The sequence below is a fragment of the Pseudomonas sp. Irchel 3F6 genome, assembly GCF_900187595.1.
GTDB classification, from domain to species: Bacteria; Pseudomonadota; Gammaproteobacteria; order Pseudomonadales; family Pseudomonadaceae; genus Aquipseudomonas; species Aquipseudomonas siliginis.
In genome coordinates this window covers 234,100-251,203 of sequence record NZ_FYDP01000004.1, presented here as the reverse complement: position 1 = coordinate 251,203, position 17,104 = coordinate 234,100, and the positions used below count along the sequence as shown (strand labels likewise).

General features: G+C 60.8%; 17 protein-coding genes. 9 read left to right on the top strand and 8 right to left on the bottom strand.

Annotated features, from left to right (window positions below):
• Positions 1-4 precede the first annotated feature (4 nt).
• Positions 5-1,018: a porphobilinogen synthase gene (gene hemB, locus CKW30_RS15665; RefSeq protein ID WP_095181270.1), complete on the bottom strand. Its 1,014-nt coding sequence runs from the start codon at positions 1,016-1,018 to the stop codon at positions 5-7.
• A 207-nt stretch (positions 1,019-1,225) separates the two neighbouring features.
• Here hemB and CKW30_RS15660 point away from each other — a divergent pair, with 207 nt between their 5' ends.
• A complete protein-coding gene (locus tag CKW30_RS15660; RefSeq protein WP_095181269.1) occupies positions 1,226-1,885 on the top strand; it encodes a DedA family protein in 660 nt (219 codons plus the stop codon).
• Between the two features lie 167 nt (positions 1,886-2,052).
• Positions 2,053-2,721 (top strand): isoprenoid biosynthesis glyoxalase ElbB, encoded by a 669-nt coding sequence (elbB, locus tag CKW30_RS15655; RefSeq protein ID WP_016772616.1) that lies wholly within the window; start codon positions 2,053-2,055, stop codon positions 2,719-2,721.
• A gap of 128 nt (positions 2,722-2,849) precedes the next feature.
• On the opposite strand, the gene CKW30_RS15650 is transcribed toward elbB, so the two are convergent.
• Both CKW30_RS15650 and CKW30_RS15645 read right to left on the bottom strand, forming a co-directional pair.
• Positions 2,850-3,305, bottom strand: a complete 456-nt coding sequence (locus tag CKW30_RS15650) for a YaiI/YqxD family protein (protein WP_041476910.1) — start codon at positions 3,303-3,305, stop codon at positions 2,850-2,852.
• Between the two features lie 102 nt (positions 3,306-3,407).
• Complete coding sequence (locus tag CKW30_RS15645; protein WP_095181268.1) at positions 3,408-5,306, bottom strand: FTR1 family protein; 1,899 nt, start codon at positions 5,304-5,306, stop codon at positions 3,408-3,410.
• Between the two features lie 242 nt (positions 5,307-5,548).
• Between CKW30_RS15645 and CKW30_RS15640 the strand changes: the two genes are divergently transcribed.
• The 5 genes from CKW30_RS15640 to CKW30_RS15620 all read left to right on the top strand — a co-directional run bounded on the left by CKW30_RS15640 (position 5,549) and on the right by CKW30_RS15620 (position 10,317).
• Complete coding sequence (locus CKW30_RS15640) at positions 5,549-6,955, top strand: COG3014 family protein (RefSeq protein WP_095181267.1); 1,407 nt, start codon at positions 5,549-5,551, stop codon at positions 6,953-6,955.
• A gap of 205 nt (positions 6,956-7,160) precedes the next feature.
• The gene (locus CKW30_RS15635) at positions 7,161-8,555 is read left to right on the top strand and encodes a COG3014 family protein (protein ID WP_095181266.1); all 1,395 of its coding nucleotides are present in this window, start codon (positions 7,161-7,163) and stop codon (positions 8,553-8,555) included.
• A 16-nt stretch (positions 8,556-8,571) separates the two neighbouring features.
• Complete coding sequence (locus CKW30_RS15630) at positions 8,572-8,943, top strand: YcfL family protein (protein ID WP_095181265.1); 372 nt, start codon at positions 8,572-8,574, stop codon at positions 8,941-8,943.
• 36 nt (positions 8,944-8,979) lie between these two features.
• Complete coding sequence (gene lpoB / locus CKW30_RS15625; RefSeq protein WP_016772610.1) at positions 8,980-9,567, top strand: penicillin-binding protein activator LpoB; 588 nt, start codon at positions 8,980-8,982, stop codon at positions 9,565-9,567.
• A gap of 3 nt (positions 9,568-9,570) precedes the next feature.
• Positions 9,571-10,317, top strand: coding sequence for a hypothetical protein (locus CKW30_RS15620; RefSeq protein WP_016772609.1), 747 nt, complete (start codon positions 9,571-9,573; stop codon positions 10,315-10,317).
• Positions 10,318-10,534: 217 nt separating this feature from the next.
• Here CKW30_RS15620 and rhtB read toward each other — a convergent pair whose 3' ends face one another.
• The 3 genes from rhtB to CKW30_RS15605 form a co-directional block, all read right to left on the bottom strand.
• Positions 10,535-11,167, bottom strand: a complete 633-nt coding sequence (rhtB, locus tag CKW30_RS15615) for a homoserine/homoserine lactone efflux protein (protein ID WP_024014759.1) — start codon at positions 11,165-11,167, stop codon at positions 10,535-10,537.
• 206 nt (positions 11,168-11,373) lie between these two features.
• A complete protein-coding gene (locus tag CKW30_RS15610; RefSeq protein ID WP_056791670.1) occupies positions 11,374-11,955 on the bottom strand; it encodes a mechanosensitive ion channel family protein in 582 nt (193 codons plus the stop codon).
• The gene (locus tag CKW30_RS15605) at positions 11,955-13,865 is read right to left on the bottom strand and encodes an ATP-binding cassette domain-containing protein (protein ID WP_016772606.1); all 1,911 of its coding nucleotides are present in this window, start codon (positions 13,863-13,865) and stop codon (positions 11,955-11,957) included. The genes CKW30_RS15610 and CKW30_RS15605 overlap by 1 nt, the downstream gene beginning before the upstream one ends.
• A gap of 50 nt (positions 13,866-13,915) precedes the next feature.
• On the opposite strand from CKW30_RS15605, the gene CKW30_RS15600 reads away from it, so the two are divergent.
• On the top strand, positions 13,916-14,377 hold the full coding sequence (locus CKW30_RS15600; RefSeq protein ID WP_095181264.1) for a TIGR02444 family protein: 462 nt from the start codon (positions 13,916-13,918) through the stop codon (positions 14,375-14,377).
• Here CKW30_RS15600 and CKW30_RS15595 read toward each other — a convergent pair.
• Complete coding sequence (locus tag CKW30_RS15595) at positions 14,374-15,552, bottom strand: AlgP family protein (protein WP_095181263.1); 1,179 nt, start codon at positions 15,550-15,552, stop codon at positions 14,374-14,376. The two genes, CKW30_RS15600 and CKW30_RS15595, sit on opposite strands and share 4 nt — an antisense overlap.
• Positions 15,553-15,744: 192 nt before the next feature.
• On the opposite strand from CKW30_RS15595, the gene CKW30_RS15590 reads away from it, so the two are divergent.
• On the top strand, positions 15,745-16,410 hold the full coding sequence (locus CKW30_RS15590; RefSeq protein WP_095181262.1) for an FKBP-type peptidyl-prolyl cis-trans isomerase: 666 nt from the start codon (positions 15,745-15,747) through the stop codon (positions 16,408-16,410).
• Between the two features lie 57 nt (positions 16,411-16,467).
• Here CKW30_RS15590 and rsd read toward each other — a convergent pair whose 3' ends face one another.
• Complete coding sequence (gene rsd / locus CKW30_RS15585; protein ID WP_095181261.1) at positions 16,468-16,926, bottom strand: sigma D regulator; 459 nt, start codon at positions 16,924-16,926, stop codon at positions 16,468-16,470.
• Positions 16,927-17,104: the final 178 nt, after the last annotated feature.

The window sequence follows — 17,104 nt, the reverse complement described above, 5'->3', positions numbered from 1 at the left end:
AGGGCTATTTCTGCTCTCGTAACAATTGAGCGGCACGAACGGCAAAGTAAGTCAGGATGCCATCTGCACCGGCACGTTTAAAGGCGGTCAGTGACTCGAGGATCACCGCTTCGCTCAACCAGCCATTCTGGATAGCGGCCATGTGCATGGCGTATTCGCCACTGACCTGATAGACGAAGGTCGGCACCTTGAAGGCATCTTTGACGCGAAAAAGAATGTCCAGGTAGGGCATGCCCGGCTTGACCATGACCATGTCCGCGCCTTCGGACAAGTCGGCACCGACTTCGTGCAGCGCTTCGTCGCTGTTGGCCGGGTCCATCTGATAAGAGGCCTTGTTGGCCTTGCCGAGGTTCGACGCCGAACCCACGGCATCGCGGAACGGGCCGTAGTAGGCGCTGGCGTACTTGGCCGAGTAGGCCATGATGCGCACGTTGACGTGGCCGGCAATTTCCAGCGCCTCACGTATCTCCTGGATGCGGCCGTCCATCATGTCCGATGGCGCCACCACCTGCGCGCCGGCTTCGGCGTGGGACAACGCCTGACGCACCAGCGCATCGACAGTGATGTCGTTCTGCACGTAGCCGTCTTCGTCGAGAATGCCGTCCTGACCGTGGGTGGTGAACGGGTCCAGCGCCACGTCAGTGATCACGCCCAGCTCCGGGAACCGCTCACGCAGGGCGCGAGTGGCGCGCTGGGCGATGCCTTCGGGATTCCACGCTTCGGCAGCATCGAGGGATTTTAGTTCAGGCGGCGTGACCGGGAACAGCGCCAGCGCCGGAATGCCCAGCTCGACCCATTTCGCCGCTTCTTCAAGCAGCAGATCAATGGTCAGTCGCTCGACGCCCGGCATCGAGGCCACGGCTTCGCGGCGGTTTTCACCGTCGAGCACGAACACCGGCAGGATCAGGTCATCGACCGTCAATACGTTTTCACGCACCAGCCGCCGCGAAAAATCATCACGACGATTGCGACGCAGACGAGTGGCTGGGAACAGACGATTGGCGGGGGTAAAGCTCACGGCAGACTCCTGAGCCCGGGCAAACGGGCGAGCGTGACAGTTATAGACGGCCATTATGACTAACAGATGACAGTTATGTGTGCTCTGTGACAGGTAGCCGCAATCCATTGTCGATGTAGGAAATGTTCACGTCGAGACACATTTGGACACTTTCATGAATGTGCCCGAAGGGTTAGGCTGCGCGTTCATTTCGCCAGCACCCAGACAATGCTCCAACAATTTCTGCACGACTTTGGCTACTTTGCCTTGTTCCTCGGCACGTTCTTCGAAGGCGAAACCATTCTGGTGCTCGCAGGCTTCCTTGCGTTCCGTGGATACATGGACATCAACCTGGTGGTGGTTGTGGCGTTCTTCGGCAGCTATGCCGGCGATCAGCTGTGGTACTTCCTGGGGCGCAAGCACGGGCGCAAATTGCTTGCGCGCAAGCCGCGCTGGCAGATGATGGGCGACCGCGCGCTGGAGCACATCCGCAAACATCCGGACATCTGGGTCCTGAGCTTCCGCTTCGTTTATGGCCTGCGCACCGTGATGCCGGTGGCGATCGGCCTGTCCGGTTATCCACCGGGACGTTACCTGCTGCTCAACGGTATCGGCGCGGCGATCTGGGCCACCGCATTGGCTGCGGCGGCTTACCACTTCGGCGCAGTGCTGGAAGGCATGCTCGGCAGCATCAAGAAGTACGAGCTGTGGGTGCTCGGCGCCTTGCTGATCCTCGGGCTGGGCCTGTGGCTGCGGCGCCGCTTCAAGAATGCGCAACTGGCAAAGAAAATCTATCAGGACGAGCAGCTCGCCAAGGCCGCCGAGGCAGAGCAGTTGCGCCAGGCCGAAGCGCCCCCTCCTGCCGGGCCGAAAACGCCAGCCGAATAAGCCATTCGCTGGCGGCTGCCACGCGCATTCCAGGCAAATAATGAACACCCCGCCGCCGTTGCGATCCATTGAGAGAGCGCTCTGTTCCCGCGCGCGCCAGCCATGCCCCTATGGCCACGCGCGACGATTTAAGGGACATTGAGCGCCATGAATCTGGAGAGAAGCCCATGAGCAAAAAAGTTGCAGTGATCCTGTCCGGCAGTGGCGTGTACGACGGCGCCGAAATCCAGGAAAGTGTCATCACCCTGCTGCGCCTCGACCAGCGCGGCGCACAGGTGCAGTGCTTCGCGCCAAACATCGCGCAATTGCATGTGATCAACCACCTGACCGGCGAAGAAATGCCGGAATCGCGCAACGTACTGGTGGAATCGGCGCGGATTGCCCGGGGCAACGTCAAGGATATCCGCGACGCCGATGTCGAGGATTTCGACGCACTGATCGTGCCCGGCGGTTTCGGCGCGGCAAAGAACCTGTCGAACTTCGCCATCGAAGGCGCCGGCTGCACCGTACAACCTGAAGTGCTGGCCCTGGCCGAAGCATTTGCCGAAGCGGGCAAACCGGTCGGGCTGATCTGCATCTCACCGGCGCTGGCGGCGAAAATCTATGGCCCGGGGGTGACTTGCACCATCGGCAACGACGCCGACACCGCTGCGGCCATGAACAAAATGGGCGCCACCCACGAAGAGTGCGCCGTGACGGAAATCGTCGAAGACAAGGCGCGCAAACTGGTCACCACCCCGGCGTACATGCTGGCGCAGACCATCAGTGAAGCGGCTTCGGGGATCAACAAACTGGTCGACCGCGTGCTCGAACTGACTCACGAAAACGACGCTTGACCCCTGCCTGCACCTAAACCCGAGTGTGGGAGCGAGCCTGCTCGCGAATGCGTTGTATCAGCCAACGTCAGGTTGTATGACACACAGCTTTCGCGAGCAGGCTCGCTCCCACAGGGATTGTGCAAGACTCAGGGCTTGCGGGTGAGCCGGGTGAGAATCCGATCCAGCGCATTGGCAAACGCCTGCTTTTCACGCTCGCCAAACGGCGCCGGGCCGCCGCTCATCTGGCCCTGCTCCCTCAGATCGGTGAACAGATTCCGCACCGCCAGCCGCTCGCCCATGTTCTGCGCATCGAACTCCTTGCCGCGCGGATCCAGTGCCGCCACGCCCTTCTTGACCAGCCGATCGGCCAGCGGAATATCGCTGCAGATCACCAGCTCGCCCGGCACGGCGTGCTCGACCAGATAATCATCCGCCGCATCCGGCCCGCTCGGCACCACGATCAGTTTGACGATGGCCAGCCCCGGCTTGGTCTGCGGCTGCCCGGCTACCAGCACCACTTCGAACTGGCGCTTGAGGGCGAATTTCACTACAAGATCCTTCGCCGCCCGTGGACAGGCGTCGGCATCAATCCATACACGCATGTTCTTGCCTCCAAAAAATTCGCGAGCAGGCTCGCTCCCACAGGATACGTACCGAACCTGTGGGAGCAAGCCTGCTCGCGAATATGAGCGCAGCGAATGCCTTTATGCAGCCGAAACCCGACGCTTCTCCGCCACCCAACTGCGCCCATACAGCACAGCAATCGCCACAATCGCCACCACCTGCGCGGTCAGCGAATAGGCATCGGCATGGATCCCCAGCCAGTCGAATTCAAAGAACGCGACCGGCCGTGTGCCGAAGATCCCGGCTTCCTGCAAGGCCTTGACGCCATGCCCGGCAAACACCACCGACAGCGCGCACAACAGCGCAGCGTTGATGCTAAAGAACAAGGTCAGCGGCAGTTTCGCCGAGCCGCGCAGAATCACCCAGGCCAGGCCGACCAGCAGCACCAGCGCCGTCGCGCCGCCGGCCAGCACGGCGTTGTGCCCGGCAGGACCGGCCTGCAGCCACAGGGTTTCGTAGAACAGGATCACTTCAAACAACTCGCGATAGACCGAGAAGAACGCCAGGATCGCAAAGCCGAAACGTCCACCGCCGCCGACCAGACTGCTCTTGATGTAATCCTGCCAGGCCGCCGCATGACGGCGGTCATGCATCCACACGCCGAGCCACAACACCATGACGCTGGCAAACAGCGCGGTGGCGCCTTCCAGCAACTCACGCTGCGAACCGCTGACGTCGATGACGTACGCCGCCAGTGCCCAGGTACCCAGACCTGCCAGCAGTGCCAGACCCCAGCCAACGTTGACACTGCGTACTGCCGATTGCTGACCGGTATTGCGCAGGAAGGCGAGGATCGCCGCCAGCACCAGAATCGCTTCCAGGCCTTCGCGCAGCAGAATCAGCAGGCCGGAGATGAAGCTCAGCGACCAGCTCAGACCATCGCTGCCCAGCAGGCCGGCGGATTCCTTGAGTTTGGCTTTGGCCGCGTCCAGACGCTGCTCGGCCTGCTCGACCGGCAGACCATCCTGCAATGACTGCCGATACGCCATCAGCGATTTTTCGGTGTCCTTGCGCACGTTGGCATCGACGTTATCCAGCGAGCTTTCGACCAGTTCGAAGCCTTCCAGATACGCCGCCACCGACAGGTCATAGGCCTGATCGTGTTCACCGGCGCGGTAGGCCGCGAGGCTTTTGTCCAGCGTGGCGGCGGTGTAATCGAGCAACTGCGCCGGACCGCGCTTGACCTGCGGCGGTTGCGCGCGCTGGGCACGGAACGTCGCCGCGACCTCTGCGCCCTCGGCAGCCTGCACCTCGGCCGGGGTCTGGCGGGCCAGGTCGGCGATGTTGTAGACCTTGTCGGACTTGGCGGCCGCCGCATCGGCGCTGAAGCCGGCGATGTAGGTGGCCAGATCCCAGCGCTGGCGATCATCGAGCTGATCGGCGAACGCCGGCATGTCGGTGCCTTCGACGCCCTGGCCGAGGGTGCTGTAGATCGCGTACAGACTCAGGTGATCCATCCGCGCAGCGTCGCGCAGGTTGGCTGGCGCAGGGGTCAGACCGACACCGGCCGGGCCGTCGCCAGCACCAGTGTCGCCGTGGCACACCGAGCAATTTTGCGCATACAGCGGCGCACCGCGTGTCGGGTCCGGAGTGATGATCGGTGCCTGGCTGACTTCATAAGCCACCGCCAGTTTCGCCCCCAGCTGTCGGGCCTGACGGGCGACATCAGCACCGTCCTGCTTCGCAGTGATGGCGGCGTGCAAAGATTCGACGCCCTGTTCCAGCGCGGCTTTTTCCGGTTTGGCTGGCAATGCAGTGATCAAGCCTTGCAGAACCTGGGTGAATTCCAGCTGCTCGCGGTATTCGCCATCGTCGATGACTTTGCCTGCCGCGACCGTCGGCGGGTAATCGGCACTGATGTAATCGAGCAGGTGCAACGCTTGCGGCGCGCCTTCCACGGTATCGGCCAGCAGCGGCAGGCTGCTCAGGGACAATAACGGGAACAGCAGCCAGGCCAGCAATCGGGACGAGGCAGTCATGAACGAATCTCAAATGGAAATGCGAAGTTACATATTGTTCACTTCGAAGACATTTCTCTCAAGCTTTGTCGGCGTTTCGCTTTGATTGGCAGGAAATACCCGGCAGACGGCAGCAGCGTTTGTCGCCGAGTATTGCCGCACTGCCCGCTGCCGATTGACGCTCGATCAAGATCGCAGCCATTTGCCACCATCCACTTTATACTGCCCGCCCCAGAGCATTTGCGCGCAAGGAATCAACCTCAATGCGGAGTCTTCCGTTCGTTTTGCTGCTTTGCGTCGCTGTTCAGTTGAGCGGTTGTGCCGCCTATCGCAACTACGATCTTGAAATGCAGCAGACCACCGAGCAAATGACCCGGGGCAATCTGACCGGGGCTCTGGCACTGGTGGAAATGAACAACCCGTGGGAAGACAAAGATCTGCTGTATTACCTGGAAAAAGGCGCGATCCTCAGCGCTGGCAGTGCCCTGCCCGACAGCCAGGACGCCTGGCGCAATGCCGACCGCATGATCTTCCAGCGCGAGGAAGCCAACCCGTCCGGCGCGATGAAATTACTGGCCCGTTTCGGTGATGAAATGGGCACGATGCTGGTCAACGACAAGCTGCGGCGCTATGAAGGCTACGATTACGAAAAGGTCATGTTGACTACGCAAATGGCCTTGAACCAGCTATCCGTCAATGACTTTGCCGGCGCCCGCGCAGACATCAGGAAAACCCACGAACGCGAAGCATTGATCGCCCGCCAGCGTGAAAAGCAATACGAAGCGGCCGAGGAACAGGCAAAAGCTCAAGGCAAAGTTCTCCATTACAAGGAACTGGAAGGCTACCCGGTCGCCTTGCTTGATGCGCCGCAGGTCGTTGAGCTGAAAAACGGCTATCAGAGTGCGTTCAGCCACTATCTGGCCGGATTCACCTATGAAGCCCTCGGCGAACGCGCCCTCGCGGCGGCCGGTTATCGTCAGGCGATCGAACTGCGGCCGGATATGCCCTTGCTGCAAAAGGCCCTGCGCAATCTCGACAAACCGCCAGCGAAAGCCGATGAAAGCGATGTGTTGCTGATTATCCAGAGTGGCCTGGCCCCGGCTCGCAGCTCCGTGCAGGTGCCGATCCCGGTTCGTCTGAACGAAACGCTGGTCATCATTGCGCCCATTTCATTCCCGGTGATGGTGCCGGACGCGGTCACACCCAACTTCAGCCATATCACCGTAGACGGTCGCAAACAGCCGTTGGTAGTGATCAATAGCGTGACCGATATGTCCATGCGCACACTGCGCGACGACATGCCGCAAATCATCTCGCGGGCGATGTTCCGTGCCAACATGGCCGCCATCGGTCAAGCGCAGGAAAACGAGCGCAACCCGGCGAAAGCCTCGTTGATCGTCACTCAGCATGATCCGTTCGAAGAAGCCGACACCCGCACATGGCGAGCGTTGCCGGACAAGACGCTGGTCGCCCGCCTACGCTTGAAAAAAGGCCTGCATACCTTCCGTTTTGCGCCTGCGTCCATCGACCACCCTTTTGAAATGCGCGTCGACCAGGACCGCCAGATTCTGCACCTGCGGGTATTCCGGGATCAGGTCTATACCGTCGGATCAGCCTTTGTACCGAATCAAAAACCCGCGTTGGATAAACCCGCTTCTGCGGAGAAGTGATGGCACAACATCTAGAAATGCACCCAAAAAGCTATTACATAGCCATCACCCCACGTTTATAATGCCGCGCCCTCGCCCAGCGAGCCGGCATCAAAAGCTCCTCACGCATGAGGAATTGGCAGGAGGCCAGCGCCGCCGTCGATAGGTCACACCAGCCCGACCAGCACACGCGGCTGCAAGTTTTTTACTCAGGGAAGAAGTACCCATGGCATTCCGCGCTCCCATGCTGCTCGCGCTCAGCGCCGTCACGCTGTTGTCCGGCTGCGCAGCGTTTCGCAACTACGATTCCGAACTGGCCCAGACCAATCAGCAACTGGCATCCGGCAACGTCGACGCGGCGCTGACCCTGCTGGAAAAGAACAACACCGGTACCGACAAAGACCTGCTCTATTACTTCGAGAAAGGCGAACTGCTGCGCGCCAAGGGCGACCTGTCAGGCAGCCAGAACGCCTGGGGCAGCGCCGATCAGGTGGTCGGTCAATGGGAAGACGCGGTCAAGCTCGACTCGGCCAAGTACCTGGCGCAGTTCGGCAGCTTCATCGTCAACGACAAGGTGCGTCGCTACGAAGGCTATGACTACGAAAAAGTCATGCTGACCACGCAGATGGCTCTGAACCTGTTGGCGGTCAACGATTTCGATGGTGCCCGCACGGCGATCAAAAAGACTCACGAACGCGAAGCAGTGATCGCTGACCTGCGCGACAAGGAATACCTCAAGAGCGAAGAACAGGCCGAGAAAGAAGGCATCAAGACCCAGTACAAGGATCTGCAGGGTTATCCGGTGGCCAGCCTCGACGCGCCGGAAGTGGTCGGCCTGAAAAACAGCTACCAGAGTGCGTTCAGCCATTACCTGGCCGGTTTCGTTTACGAAGCCCTGGGCGAGAAGGATCTGGCCGCGCCGGGTTATCGCAAGGCTGCCGAATTGCGCCCGAATACGCCGCTGCTCGAGCAGGCGCTGGTCAACCTCGACAAGCCTTCCAAATCCGATGACAGCGACATTCTCATCGTCGTGCAGAGCGGTCTGGCCCCGGCCCGTGACTCGATTCGCGTACCGCTGCCGCTGCCGATTTCCAACAACGTGGTGATCACCCCGTTGTCGTTCCCGATCATCAAACCGGACACCTCCACCGCGCCTTTTACGCAGATCGGCGTCGACGGCAAGCAGGTCGACCTGACCGCACTGAACAGCACCACCGCCATGTCCCGCCGCGCTCTGCGTGATGACATGCCGGGGATCATCGTGCGCACCACCGTGCGCGCGATCACCAAAGGCGTGGCGCAGAAGCAGATCAACGAAACCAATCCGCTGGCCGGTCTCGCCGTGGGTATTTCTTCAGCAGTGCTCGAAGGTGCCGATACCCGTACATGGCGCACCCTGCCGGACAACACCCAAGTGGTGCGTCTGCGCCTGAAAAAAGGTGAGCATCAGGTTACCCTGCCGAGCGCCGTCGGCGGCTCGGTGGTCAAGGTCACTGTCGACCAGCGCTACCAAGTGATCAGCCTGCGTGCCGTGGGCAACCAGGTATTCGCTGGCGGCATCGCTGCTCACGTAATGCCGAGCGCTGCCGCGACCAACGTCGCCAGCCTCAAACAACCTTAAGAACGGAGTCTTTGCAATGCGCTTGAAGATCATCGCCGTCGCCGCCCTCGCCTTGCTGACAGGCTGCGCTACCCCGCCACCGCCAGAGCCGGGCAGCGCCGCGAGCAAAGTCGTGGCCATGGGCCCGCAGAAACACATCGTCGTCGGCGCCATGCGCGTGGCTCGTGAAAACGGCTTCATGACCGTCAACGTGCAGTTGAGCAACACCCTTAACAGCAACAAGATTTTCTACTACCGCTTCGCCTGGCTCGGCGCCGAAGGTTTCCCGGTTGCCGAAGAAGAAGTGTGGAAAAGCCAGATGATGTACGGCGCCCAGACCAGCTTCATTCAGGCCATCGCCCCGACCCCGAAAGCCGTGGATTTCCGTCTGGAAATCAAGACGCCTTAAGCCCGCCACCCTATTTCTGATTGAGAGAGCTTTCTCATGTTTGCACGCTTTTCCTGCATCGCCGTCATCGCCCTGCTCGCCTCCGGTTGCGCCAACACCTCGCCGACCCTGGGCAGCAAGAACATCAGCTACGGCGACACCAAGGCTGTTGAAACCGTGACCAACGAATTCGGTTCGACCGACCTGCAAATGATCGCCGAGTCGATGACCCGCTCGCTGGCCCAGTCCGGCATTCTGCAGGGCCGTCCGGTGGTTCAGGTCTACGATGTGAAGAACAAGACCAGCGAGTACATCGACACCCGCGAAATCACCACCAGCATCAAGACCCAGCTGATGAAGACCGGTGTCGCGCGCTTTGCCAGCGACAACAATGCAATGCAGAGCCAGGTTGACCAGCTCAAGCTGCAAAACCAGAGCGGTCTGTACAAGAAAAGCACCGTGGCCAAGACCGGCAACATGGTTGCCGCCAAGTACCGCATCGAAGGCTCGATCAGCTCGATCGTCAAGCGCAGCAGCGACTACAAGGACGTCTTCTACAAATTCAGCCTGCAGTTGATCGACGTCGAAAGCGGTCTGGCCGAGTGGATGGACGAAAAAGAGATCCGCAAAACCACGGAGCGTTAATCGATGCGCACATGGATTGGCATGATGGCCCTGGCTTGCGCGTTCAGCGCGCAGGCGGCCCCGAAAGTGGCGGTGACGGATCTGGCGTATCAGGAGCGCGTGGAGCAATACATCCACATCGTTTCGGCGCAGAGCAATCACCGCGAGAGTTACTACAGCGCCAGCGGTTCTTCGAGCTACAACGAGATCGAAGCGACCACCAGCTATATCGAACAGGGTGAGTTGCGCAAATTCACCGGCGACATCAAGGGTGAAATCCTGCGTACCGGCATGTTCCAGCTGGTGCAGGGCACGCCGTATACCGCCTCATCCAAAGGCGACGTGTATGACGTGATCAAGCGCATCAAGGCCGGCAACTTCAAAGGCGCCGACTACGTGCTGTTCGGCACCGTGTCCGACATCGATTTCACCCAGGACATCAACGAGCTGGCGCACACCGACAGCTACTCGGCAGTGCTGGGCCTGACGCTGGTGGCGGATTTCAGCCTGATCAATACCAAGACCTACGAGATCACCTCGGCCTTCACGGCGATGGGCGAAGCGCAGGACACCAAACTGGTGAACCATCGCGACATCAAGATCTCGCTGAACCGTCCGCGGGTGGTGCGTGAGGTGTCGAAGGCCTTGGGCGAAGACGTGGCCGGGCAACTGAGCATGCAACTCGGTGGCGGTGACGGTTATGAGCAGCCGCGTGAAGCGCCGCAGCGCAATAATCTGCCGCGTGATACGGCGCCGGTGATTTTACGCTGAGCCGATCTGAGGACTTTTGTGGCGAAGGGCTCTGTGGCGAGGGGATTTATCCCCGTTGGGTCGCGAAGCGGCCCTCGCTATTGATTCAAGACGATTGGGACTGCTGCGCAGTCCAACGGGGATAAATCCCCTCGCCACAAAAGCTCGCTTGCCCCGATGTCTCGGTAGAAATGAAAAAGGCGACCTCTTGAGGTCGCCTTTTTTCTGTCCGAGCGGTTTACGCCGCCGCTTTGCGCAACGTCGCCATGAACGCCGCCGCGCCAATGAATAACCCGGCAAAGGTGCGGTTCATGCGTTTCTGCTGCTTGGGCGTGCGCAACAGGCGCAGCACCTTCGACGCCAGTCCGGTGTATCCGGCCATGACAATCAGATCGACGAAAACCATGGTCACGCCGATCACCACATACTGAATCAGCAGCGGCGCATGGGGATTGATGAACTGCGGCAACACCGCGAGCATGAACACCAACGCCTTGGGGTTGCTGATGTTCACCAGAAAGCCGCGAAACACCAAAGCCAGCGGCTTGCCGATCGGCCGCACTGCGGCGTCATCGCTCATGTCCATGGGCAGCGCCCGCCATTGCTTGATCGCCAGGTAAACCAGATAGGCGACACCGAACCATTTGATCGCATGGAATGCTGTGGCCGAAGCGGTGAGCACAGCGCCAACACCCGCGCCGACAATCGCGATCTGCACCGCCAGACCGATCTGCAGGCCCAGTGCGTTCCAGTAGCCGCGCCAGAATCCGTACTGCAGACCGCTGGACATCGACGCGATGGCGCCCGCGCCCGGGGACAGGCTGATCACCCAGCAGGCGGCAAAGAATGCCAGCCATGTTTGAAGCTCCATCGCACACCTCGGCTGATGCTTGTGACAAATGCCTAAGCTAATGCGGCTTCGTGTGGATGACTACCAGTTTTTTGCTAAATATTGCGGGAAGCTGAGGGCCCCTTCGCGAGCAGGCTCGCTCCCACAGGGGGAACGGATTCCAATGTGGGAGCGAGCCTGCTCCGGGCGGCGTTCCGACGAAGGCGTCGGAACAGACGACGTAGAAATTACTTCTCAAACCCGCTGGAAGGAAACACATCGGTCCCGCGCCAACGCCGCACCGAACGCTGGAAGAACAGGCTGTTCGGCACCTGCACCATGGCGCTGCCGGTGCCTAACTCTTCGGCTTCGACCAGCGTGGTGTAGAGCAGATTGATCGCGATCACCCGGCCTTTGACGCCAGGCTTGTCGGTGGTATCCACCAGCTCGACTACGTCGCCGAGGCGGAACGGCCCGACGGTGAAGATCAGAATCGCGCAGAGCAGGTTCGACAGCACGCTCCACATGGCGAAGAACGCCACCGCCGCCACCGCGACAAATCCCGACAGCGCCGTCCACAGCACCGTGGCCGAAACGCCGAGGCGCTCGAGCACGAAAAGCAGCGCGCTGCCCATGATCAGCCAGCGCAACACGCCGCGAAGCGGCATCAGCAACTGCGGCGGAAACGGATAGCGCTCACCCAGGCGAGTGAGGCCTTTGGCGACGAAACGCTGGGTCAGGTAACCGGCCAGCAGAATCAGCAGAATCTGCGCGGTGAACCACAACGGTTCGACCCACACCGCCGAGAAAGGCAGCTTGAAGGCTTCCATCAGGACAACGCCTCCAGCTCCGCCTGCATGCTTTCCAGGGTTTCCAGCGCTTCCATCCAGGCTTCTTCCAGCTCGGCTTCACGTACCTTCAACTTGGCCTGTTCGGCGAGCAGATCACGCAATTCATTCTTGCGCGCCGGCTCGTAGATATCGCTGTCACCGAGGCTGGCATCGACCTTGGCCAGTTTCTCGTGCAGCTTGCCCAGCTCGGCTTCAAGCTTGTCGGCCTCGCGCTTGTGCGGCGCCAGTTGCTGACGCAACGCTGCCGCCGCCTGGCGCTGCGCTTTCTTGTCGGTCTTGTCCGGGTTGACAGGCGTGTTGCTGACCGGCGCATTGCGCTGACGGTATTCCACCAGCCAGCGCGCGTAGTCTTCGAGATCGCCGTCGAACTCTTCGACCTTGCCGTCAGCGACCAGATAGAAGTTGTCGGTGGTGCTCTTGAGCAAGTGCCGATCGTGAGAGACCACCAGCACCGCGCCGCTGAATTCCTGCAAGGCCATGGTCAGCGCCAGACGCATTTCCAGGTCGAGGTGGTTGGTCGGTTCGTCGAGCAGCAGCAGGTTCGGCCGCTCCCAGGCGATCAGCGCGAGGGCCAGACGCGCCTTCTCGCCACCGGAGAAATTCAGCACCGGCTCATCGATGCGCGCGCCCCGGAAGTCGAAGCCGCCGAGGAAATCGCGCAAGGTCTGCTCGCGCTCACCCGGCGCGAGGCGCTGCAAATGCAGCAACGGGCTGGCCTTGGAGTCCAGCGAATCGAGCTGATGCTGGGCGAAGTAGCCGACCACGGTGTTTTCGCCACGGGTCAGGCGCCCGGCCAGCGGTTCAAGCTCGCCGGCGAGGTTCTTGATCAGCGTTGACTTACCCGCGCCGTTCGGCCCGAGCAGACCGATCCGCGCCCCGGGGGTCAGTTGCAGCTTGACCTTCTCGAGGATGGTCTTGTCGCCGTAACCAAGGCGCGCATCGGACAGGTCGATCAGCGGACTGGAGATCTTGGTCGACTCGCGGAAGACAAAGTCGAACGGCGAATCGACGTGGGCCGCCGACAATTCTTCCATGCGCTCCAGCGCCTTGATCCGGCTCTGCGCCTGACGGGCCTTGGTCGCTTGCGCCTTGAAGCGAGCGATGTAGCTTTCCATGTGCGCACGCTGCGCCTGCTGCTTCTCGTAGGCCTGTTGCTGCTGGGCCAGACGCTCGGCACGGGCGCGTTCGAACGCGGTGTAGCCGCCCCGGTAGAGGGTCAGTTTGCGTTGATCGACATGGGCGACGTGATCCACAACTTCGTCGAGGAAGTCACGGTCATGGGAAATCAGCAGCAAGGTGCCCGGATAACTCTTCAGCCACTCTTCGAGCCAGATGATCGCGTCGAGATCCAAGTGGTTGGTCGGTTCGTCGAGCAGCAGCAGATCCGAAGGGCACATCAGTGCCTGCGCCAGATTCAGACGCATCCGCCAGCCACCGGAGAAATCGCCTACCTGACGATCCATCTGCTCATTGGTGAACCCAAGACCGGCGAGCAGCTTGCGCGCCCGCGCATCGGCGGTGTAACCGTCGGCGCTGTCGAGTTCGGCGTGCAGGCGCGCCAGTGCGGTGCCGTCATGGGCCTCCTCGGCGGCGGCAAGCTCGCGTTGCACCTCGCGCAGACGCAGGTCGCCATCGAGCACATAATCGACCGCCAGGCGCTCGAGGGTGTCGACCTCCTGACGCATGTGCGCAATGCGCCAGTCGGCCGGCAGCAGGCAGTCGCCCGAATCCGGGTGCAACTCGCCGCGCAGCAGGGCGAACAGGCTGGATTTGCCGGCACCGTTGGCGCCGATGAGGCCGGCTTTGTGGCCGGCGTGCAGGGTCAGCTCGGCGTCTTCTAGCAGACGTTGCGGGCCACGCTGTAAAGTCAGGTTCTGAAGTCGGATCATAATGGCGGCGGAGTCTACCAGCTTCGCTCACAACTGGCGCGAGTAGCACGATGTCCTCTGACCTGTGGAGCTTTGCCCTTGATGTCTACGCCCGCCCGGGTGTGGAAGATGCCTGCCTGCAATTGCAAACGGCGGGCGCCAATGTCTGCCTGCTGCTGTGCGGTTTGTGGCTGGAGCAGCGCGCGGTGGCCTGCGATCAGCCGCGCGTACGCTTGCTCAAGGCCTTGACCGCGCCATGGGATATCGAAGTGGTGCAGCCGCTGCGAACCCTGCGCCTGCAATGGAAAGCGCGGGCCGTCGACGATGCGGTGGTGGCCGGCATGCGCGAGCAGATCAAATCACTGGAGCTTGAAGCTGAGCGCACCTTGCTTTCACGCCTTGAAGGTGTGGCGCAGGAGTGGACGCGCAACGATGCAGGTTCGGTGACCTGGCTTGAAGACCTGGCCGGCAATGCCGCCAGCCTGAACCGCGACGCGCTGCAAGTGCTGCGCGTCGCGGCAACCGGCACTTAGGAAGCGCTGGTCGGGGTGCTGCTGACGTTCGACGAAGCGGCTGGTGCTGGCGCAGTCGAAGGGGTCGAGTGGGCGGCGGACGACGATGCCGACGCAGCTGGAGCAGCCGGGGTAGCGGCAGTGGCAGGCTTGGCCGCTGGAGCGGTAGCCGGTTTGGTCGCGGCTGGCTTGGCAGCTGCAGGCTTTTTCACCGCTGGTTTTGCGGCTGGCTTGGCGGCCGGTTTTGCAGCAGCGGTCGCAGGCTTGGCAGCAGGCTTGGCGGCCGGTTTCGCAGCGGTTTTTGCCGCAGGTTTTGCTGCCGATGTTGCGGCTGGTTTGGCAGCCGGTTTTACCGTCACTTTCGCAGCAGGTTTGGCGCCGGCCGGCTTGGCCGCAGTCCTGGCAGCAGGCTTCGCAGCGGCAGTCTTGGCAGCAGGTTTTGCTGCTGGTTTCGCTGCTGCTTTGGCAGCAGGTTTGGCGGCTGCGGTTTTCGCCGGTGCAGCTTTGCTCGCGGCCGGTTTTGCAGCGGCTTTGGCAGGAGTGGCTTTCACTGCTGGCTTGGCTGCAGCAGGTTTGGCTGCGGTGGTTTTAGCCGCCGGTTTTGCCGCGCTCGCCGCCGGCTTCTTCGCTGCAGTTTTCGCCGCTGGTTTGGCAGCCGCTTTCACTGGCGCCTTGGCCGCTGGTTTGGTGGCGGTTTTCGCAACAGCAGGTTTCGCCGCAGCGGTCTTCGCCGGGGCTTTGCTTGCAGCAGGTTTAGCAGCGATTTTCTTCGCTGGTGCTGCTGCCGGTTTGGCCGAACGCGACGACAGAACTTTGCCCACTGCTTCCTGAACGCGGCCAACACCCTGGGCCAGTTTCAGGCTTTCCTGAGCATCGCGCTTGAGTTGCAGAATGTAGCTGCGGGTTTCGGACTGACGATCTTTCAAAGCGTCCAGCAGGTCTTCGAGTTCTTTCACGGAAGACTTGGCTTTGTTCTGAGCCTTGGCTTTGCCGGCAGTGGCGGCGTCCTGCAACTTGGTGCGCGATTTGTGCAGTTTTTCCTGCGCCTTGCCACGCTGTTTTTCCAGCTTGGCGAGCAGTTTTTCAGCATCAGCCAAGGCTTGCGAGCAAGCGTTTTCCAAATGCTCGAGCAGGCTGCCCGACAATTGTTGGAGTAAGTGCAACGGAGTATTTACAGGCTTCTTGGTGGCCGACATGGTTTACCTCCTGGCTGACGTGAGTGCGGCTCATACTAGACCTCTGCTGATACCGCCGCTAGGGCATGTTGACAGTATCTGCACCGTTGCGTTGCACCGCAGCCGAAATGTTCTGCGCCGAGGAAAAAGCAGTTCACCGATGCAGACGTTTGCACTGGCATAATCCCCCGCATCTCAGGTCGGAGAGTGCCCATGTCGCGCTACTTTATTTTGTCCCTCTGCGTGTTTTTTTCGGCGGCGTATGCCGATGAAAAAACCACGGCGAACGATGCTCATGATCTGGCTTACAGCCTCGGTGCCAGCCTCGGCGAACGGCTGCGCCAGGAGGTGCCCCAATTGCAGATTCAGGCGCTGATCGAAGGTCTGCAACAGGCATATCAGGGCAAGCCACTGGCGCTGAGTGAAGCGCGTATCGAACAGATTCTGGCCGACCATGAATCGCAAAATGCCGAGCAGGCTTCACGGCAGTCGAGCGATGCTGCGATGGAAAACGAGCAACGCTTTCTCAGCACAGAAAAAGCCAAACCGGGGGTGAAGGAACTGGCCGATGGCATCCTCCTGACTGAACTGGTTCCGGGCACTGGCACCAAGGCCGGCCCGGACGGCAAAGTGCAGGTGCTGTATGTCGGCAAGCTGCCGGACGGCACCGTGTTCGATCAGAACACCCAGCCGCAATGGTTCAACCTCGACAGCGTGATTGCCGGTTGGCGCACCGCCTTGCAGAACATGCCGGTGGGGGCGAAATGGCGGCTGGTGATTCCATCGGATCAGGCCTATGGCGCCGACGGTGCCGGCGACCTGATTGCGCCGTTCACGCCTCTGGTTTTTGAAGTGGAGTTGCGTGGTGCGACGAGCTGATCAGGCATAAAAAAACGGTGCGCTTGCGGGCGCACCGTTTTTCATGAAGGACGTGGATCAGGCCTGAACCGAATATTCTTCCTTGTGTGCCGTGTGCAGCACTTCGATCAGGCAGTCTTCAAGTTCGAAACGCTCATGCAGCAAGCCGCCCAATTCCTTGAATTTCTCCGCAACGCATTTGCCTTCATCGCACAGGTCGTTGAACGCGAGCAGCTTCTCGGTAATGACGTCGATGCGCGGGTATATGGTCTCGGCGAGTTCCAGACCGCGCTTGTCGTTGAACGCCTTGGCTTCGCCAGTCAGCTGTTCATAGATTTCGAAGTGCCCCGCCGATACGTAATCGACCAGCACGCCGCAGAATTCCTGCAAAGGCTTGCGGCTCTCGGACAGCGACTCAGGCTGCGCACCGAGCTTGTCGTAGGCGCCGATCAGCTCTTCACGCTCCTGCAACCAGCGGTCGATCAGCAGATGAACCCCACCCCAACGTTCCTGAGCATTCTGACAACTTTCGAGCATGGCGATCTCTCTTCCCTTGTGGGTCATGCTGCTCTACACCCGCGCCCCTGTTCTGATTTGACTGGTGGACGATCGGGCAGAGCGTCATCGAGCAACATAAATCCAATGACACGTGCCGGCCAGATTATGCCCGCACGCCTATGGCTTCAAGGTACGCAGGAGATAAAGTTCATACAAG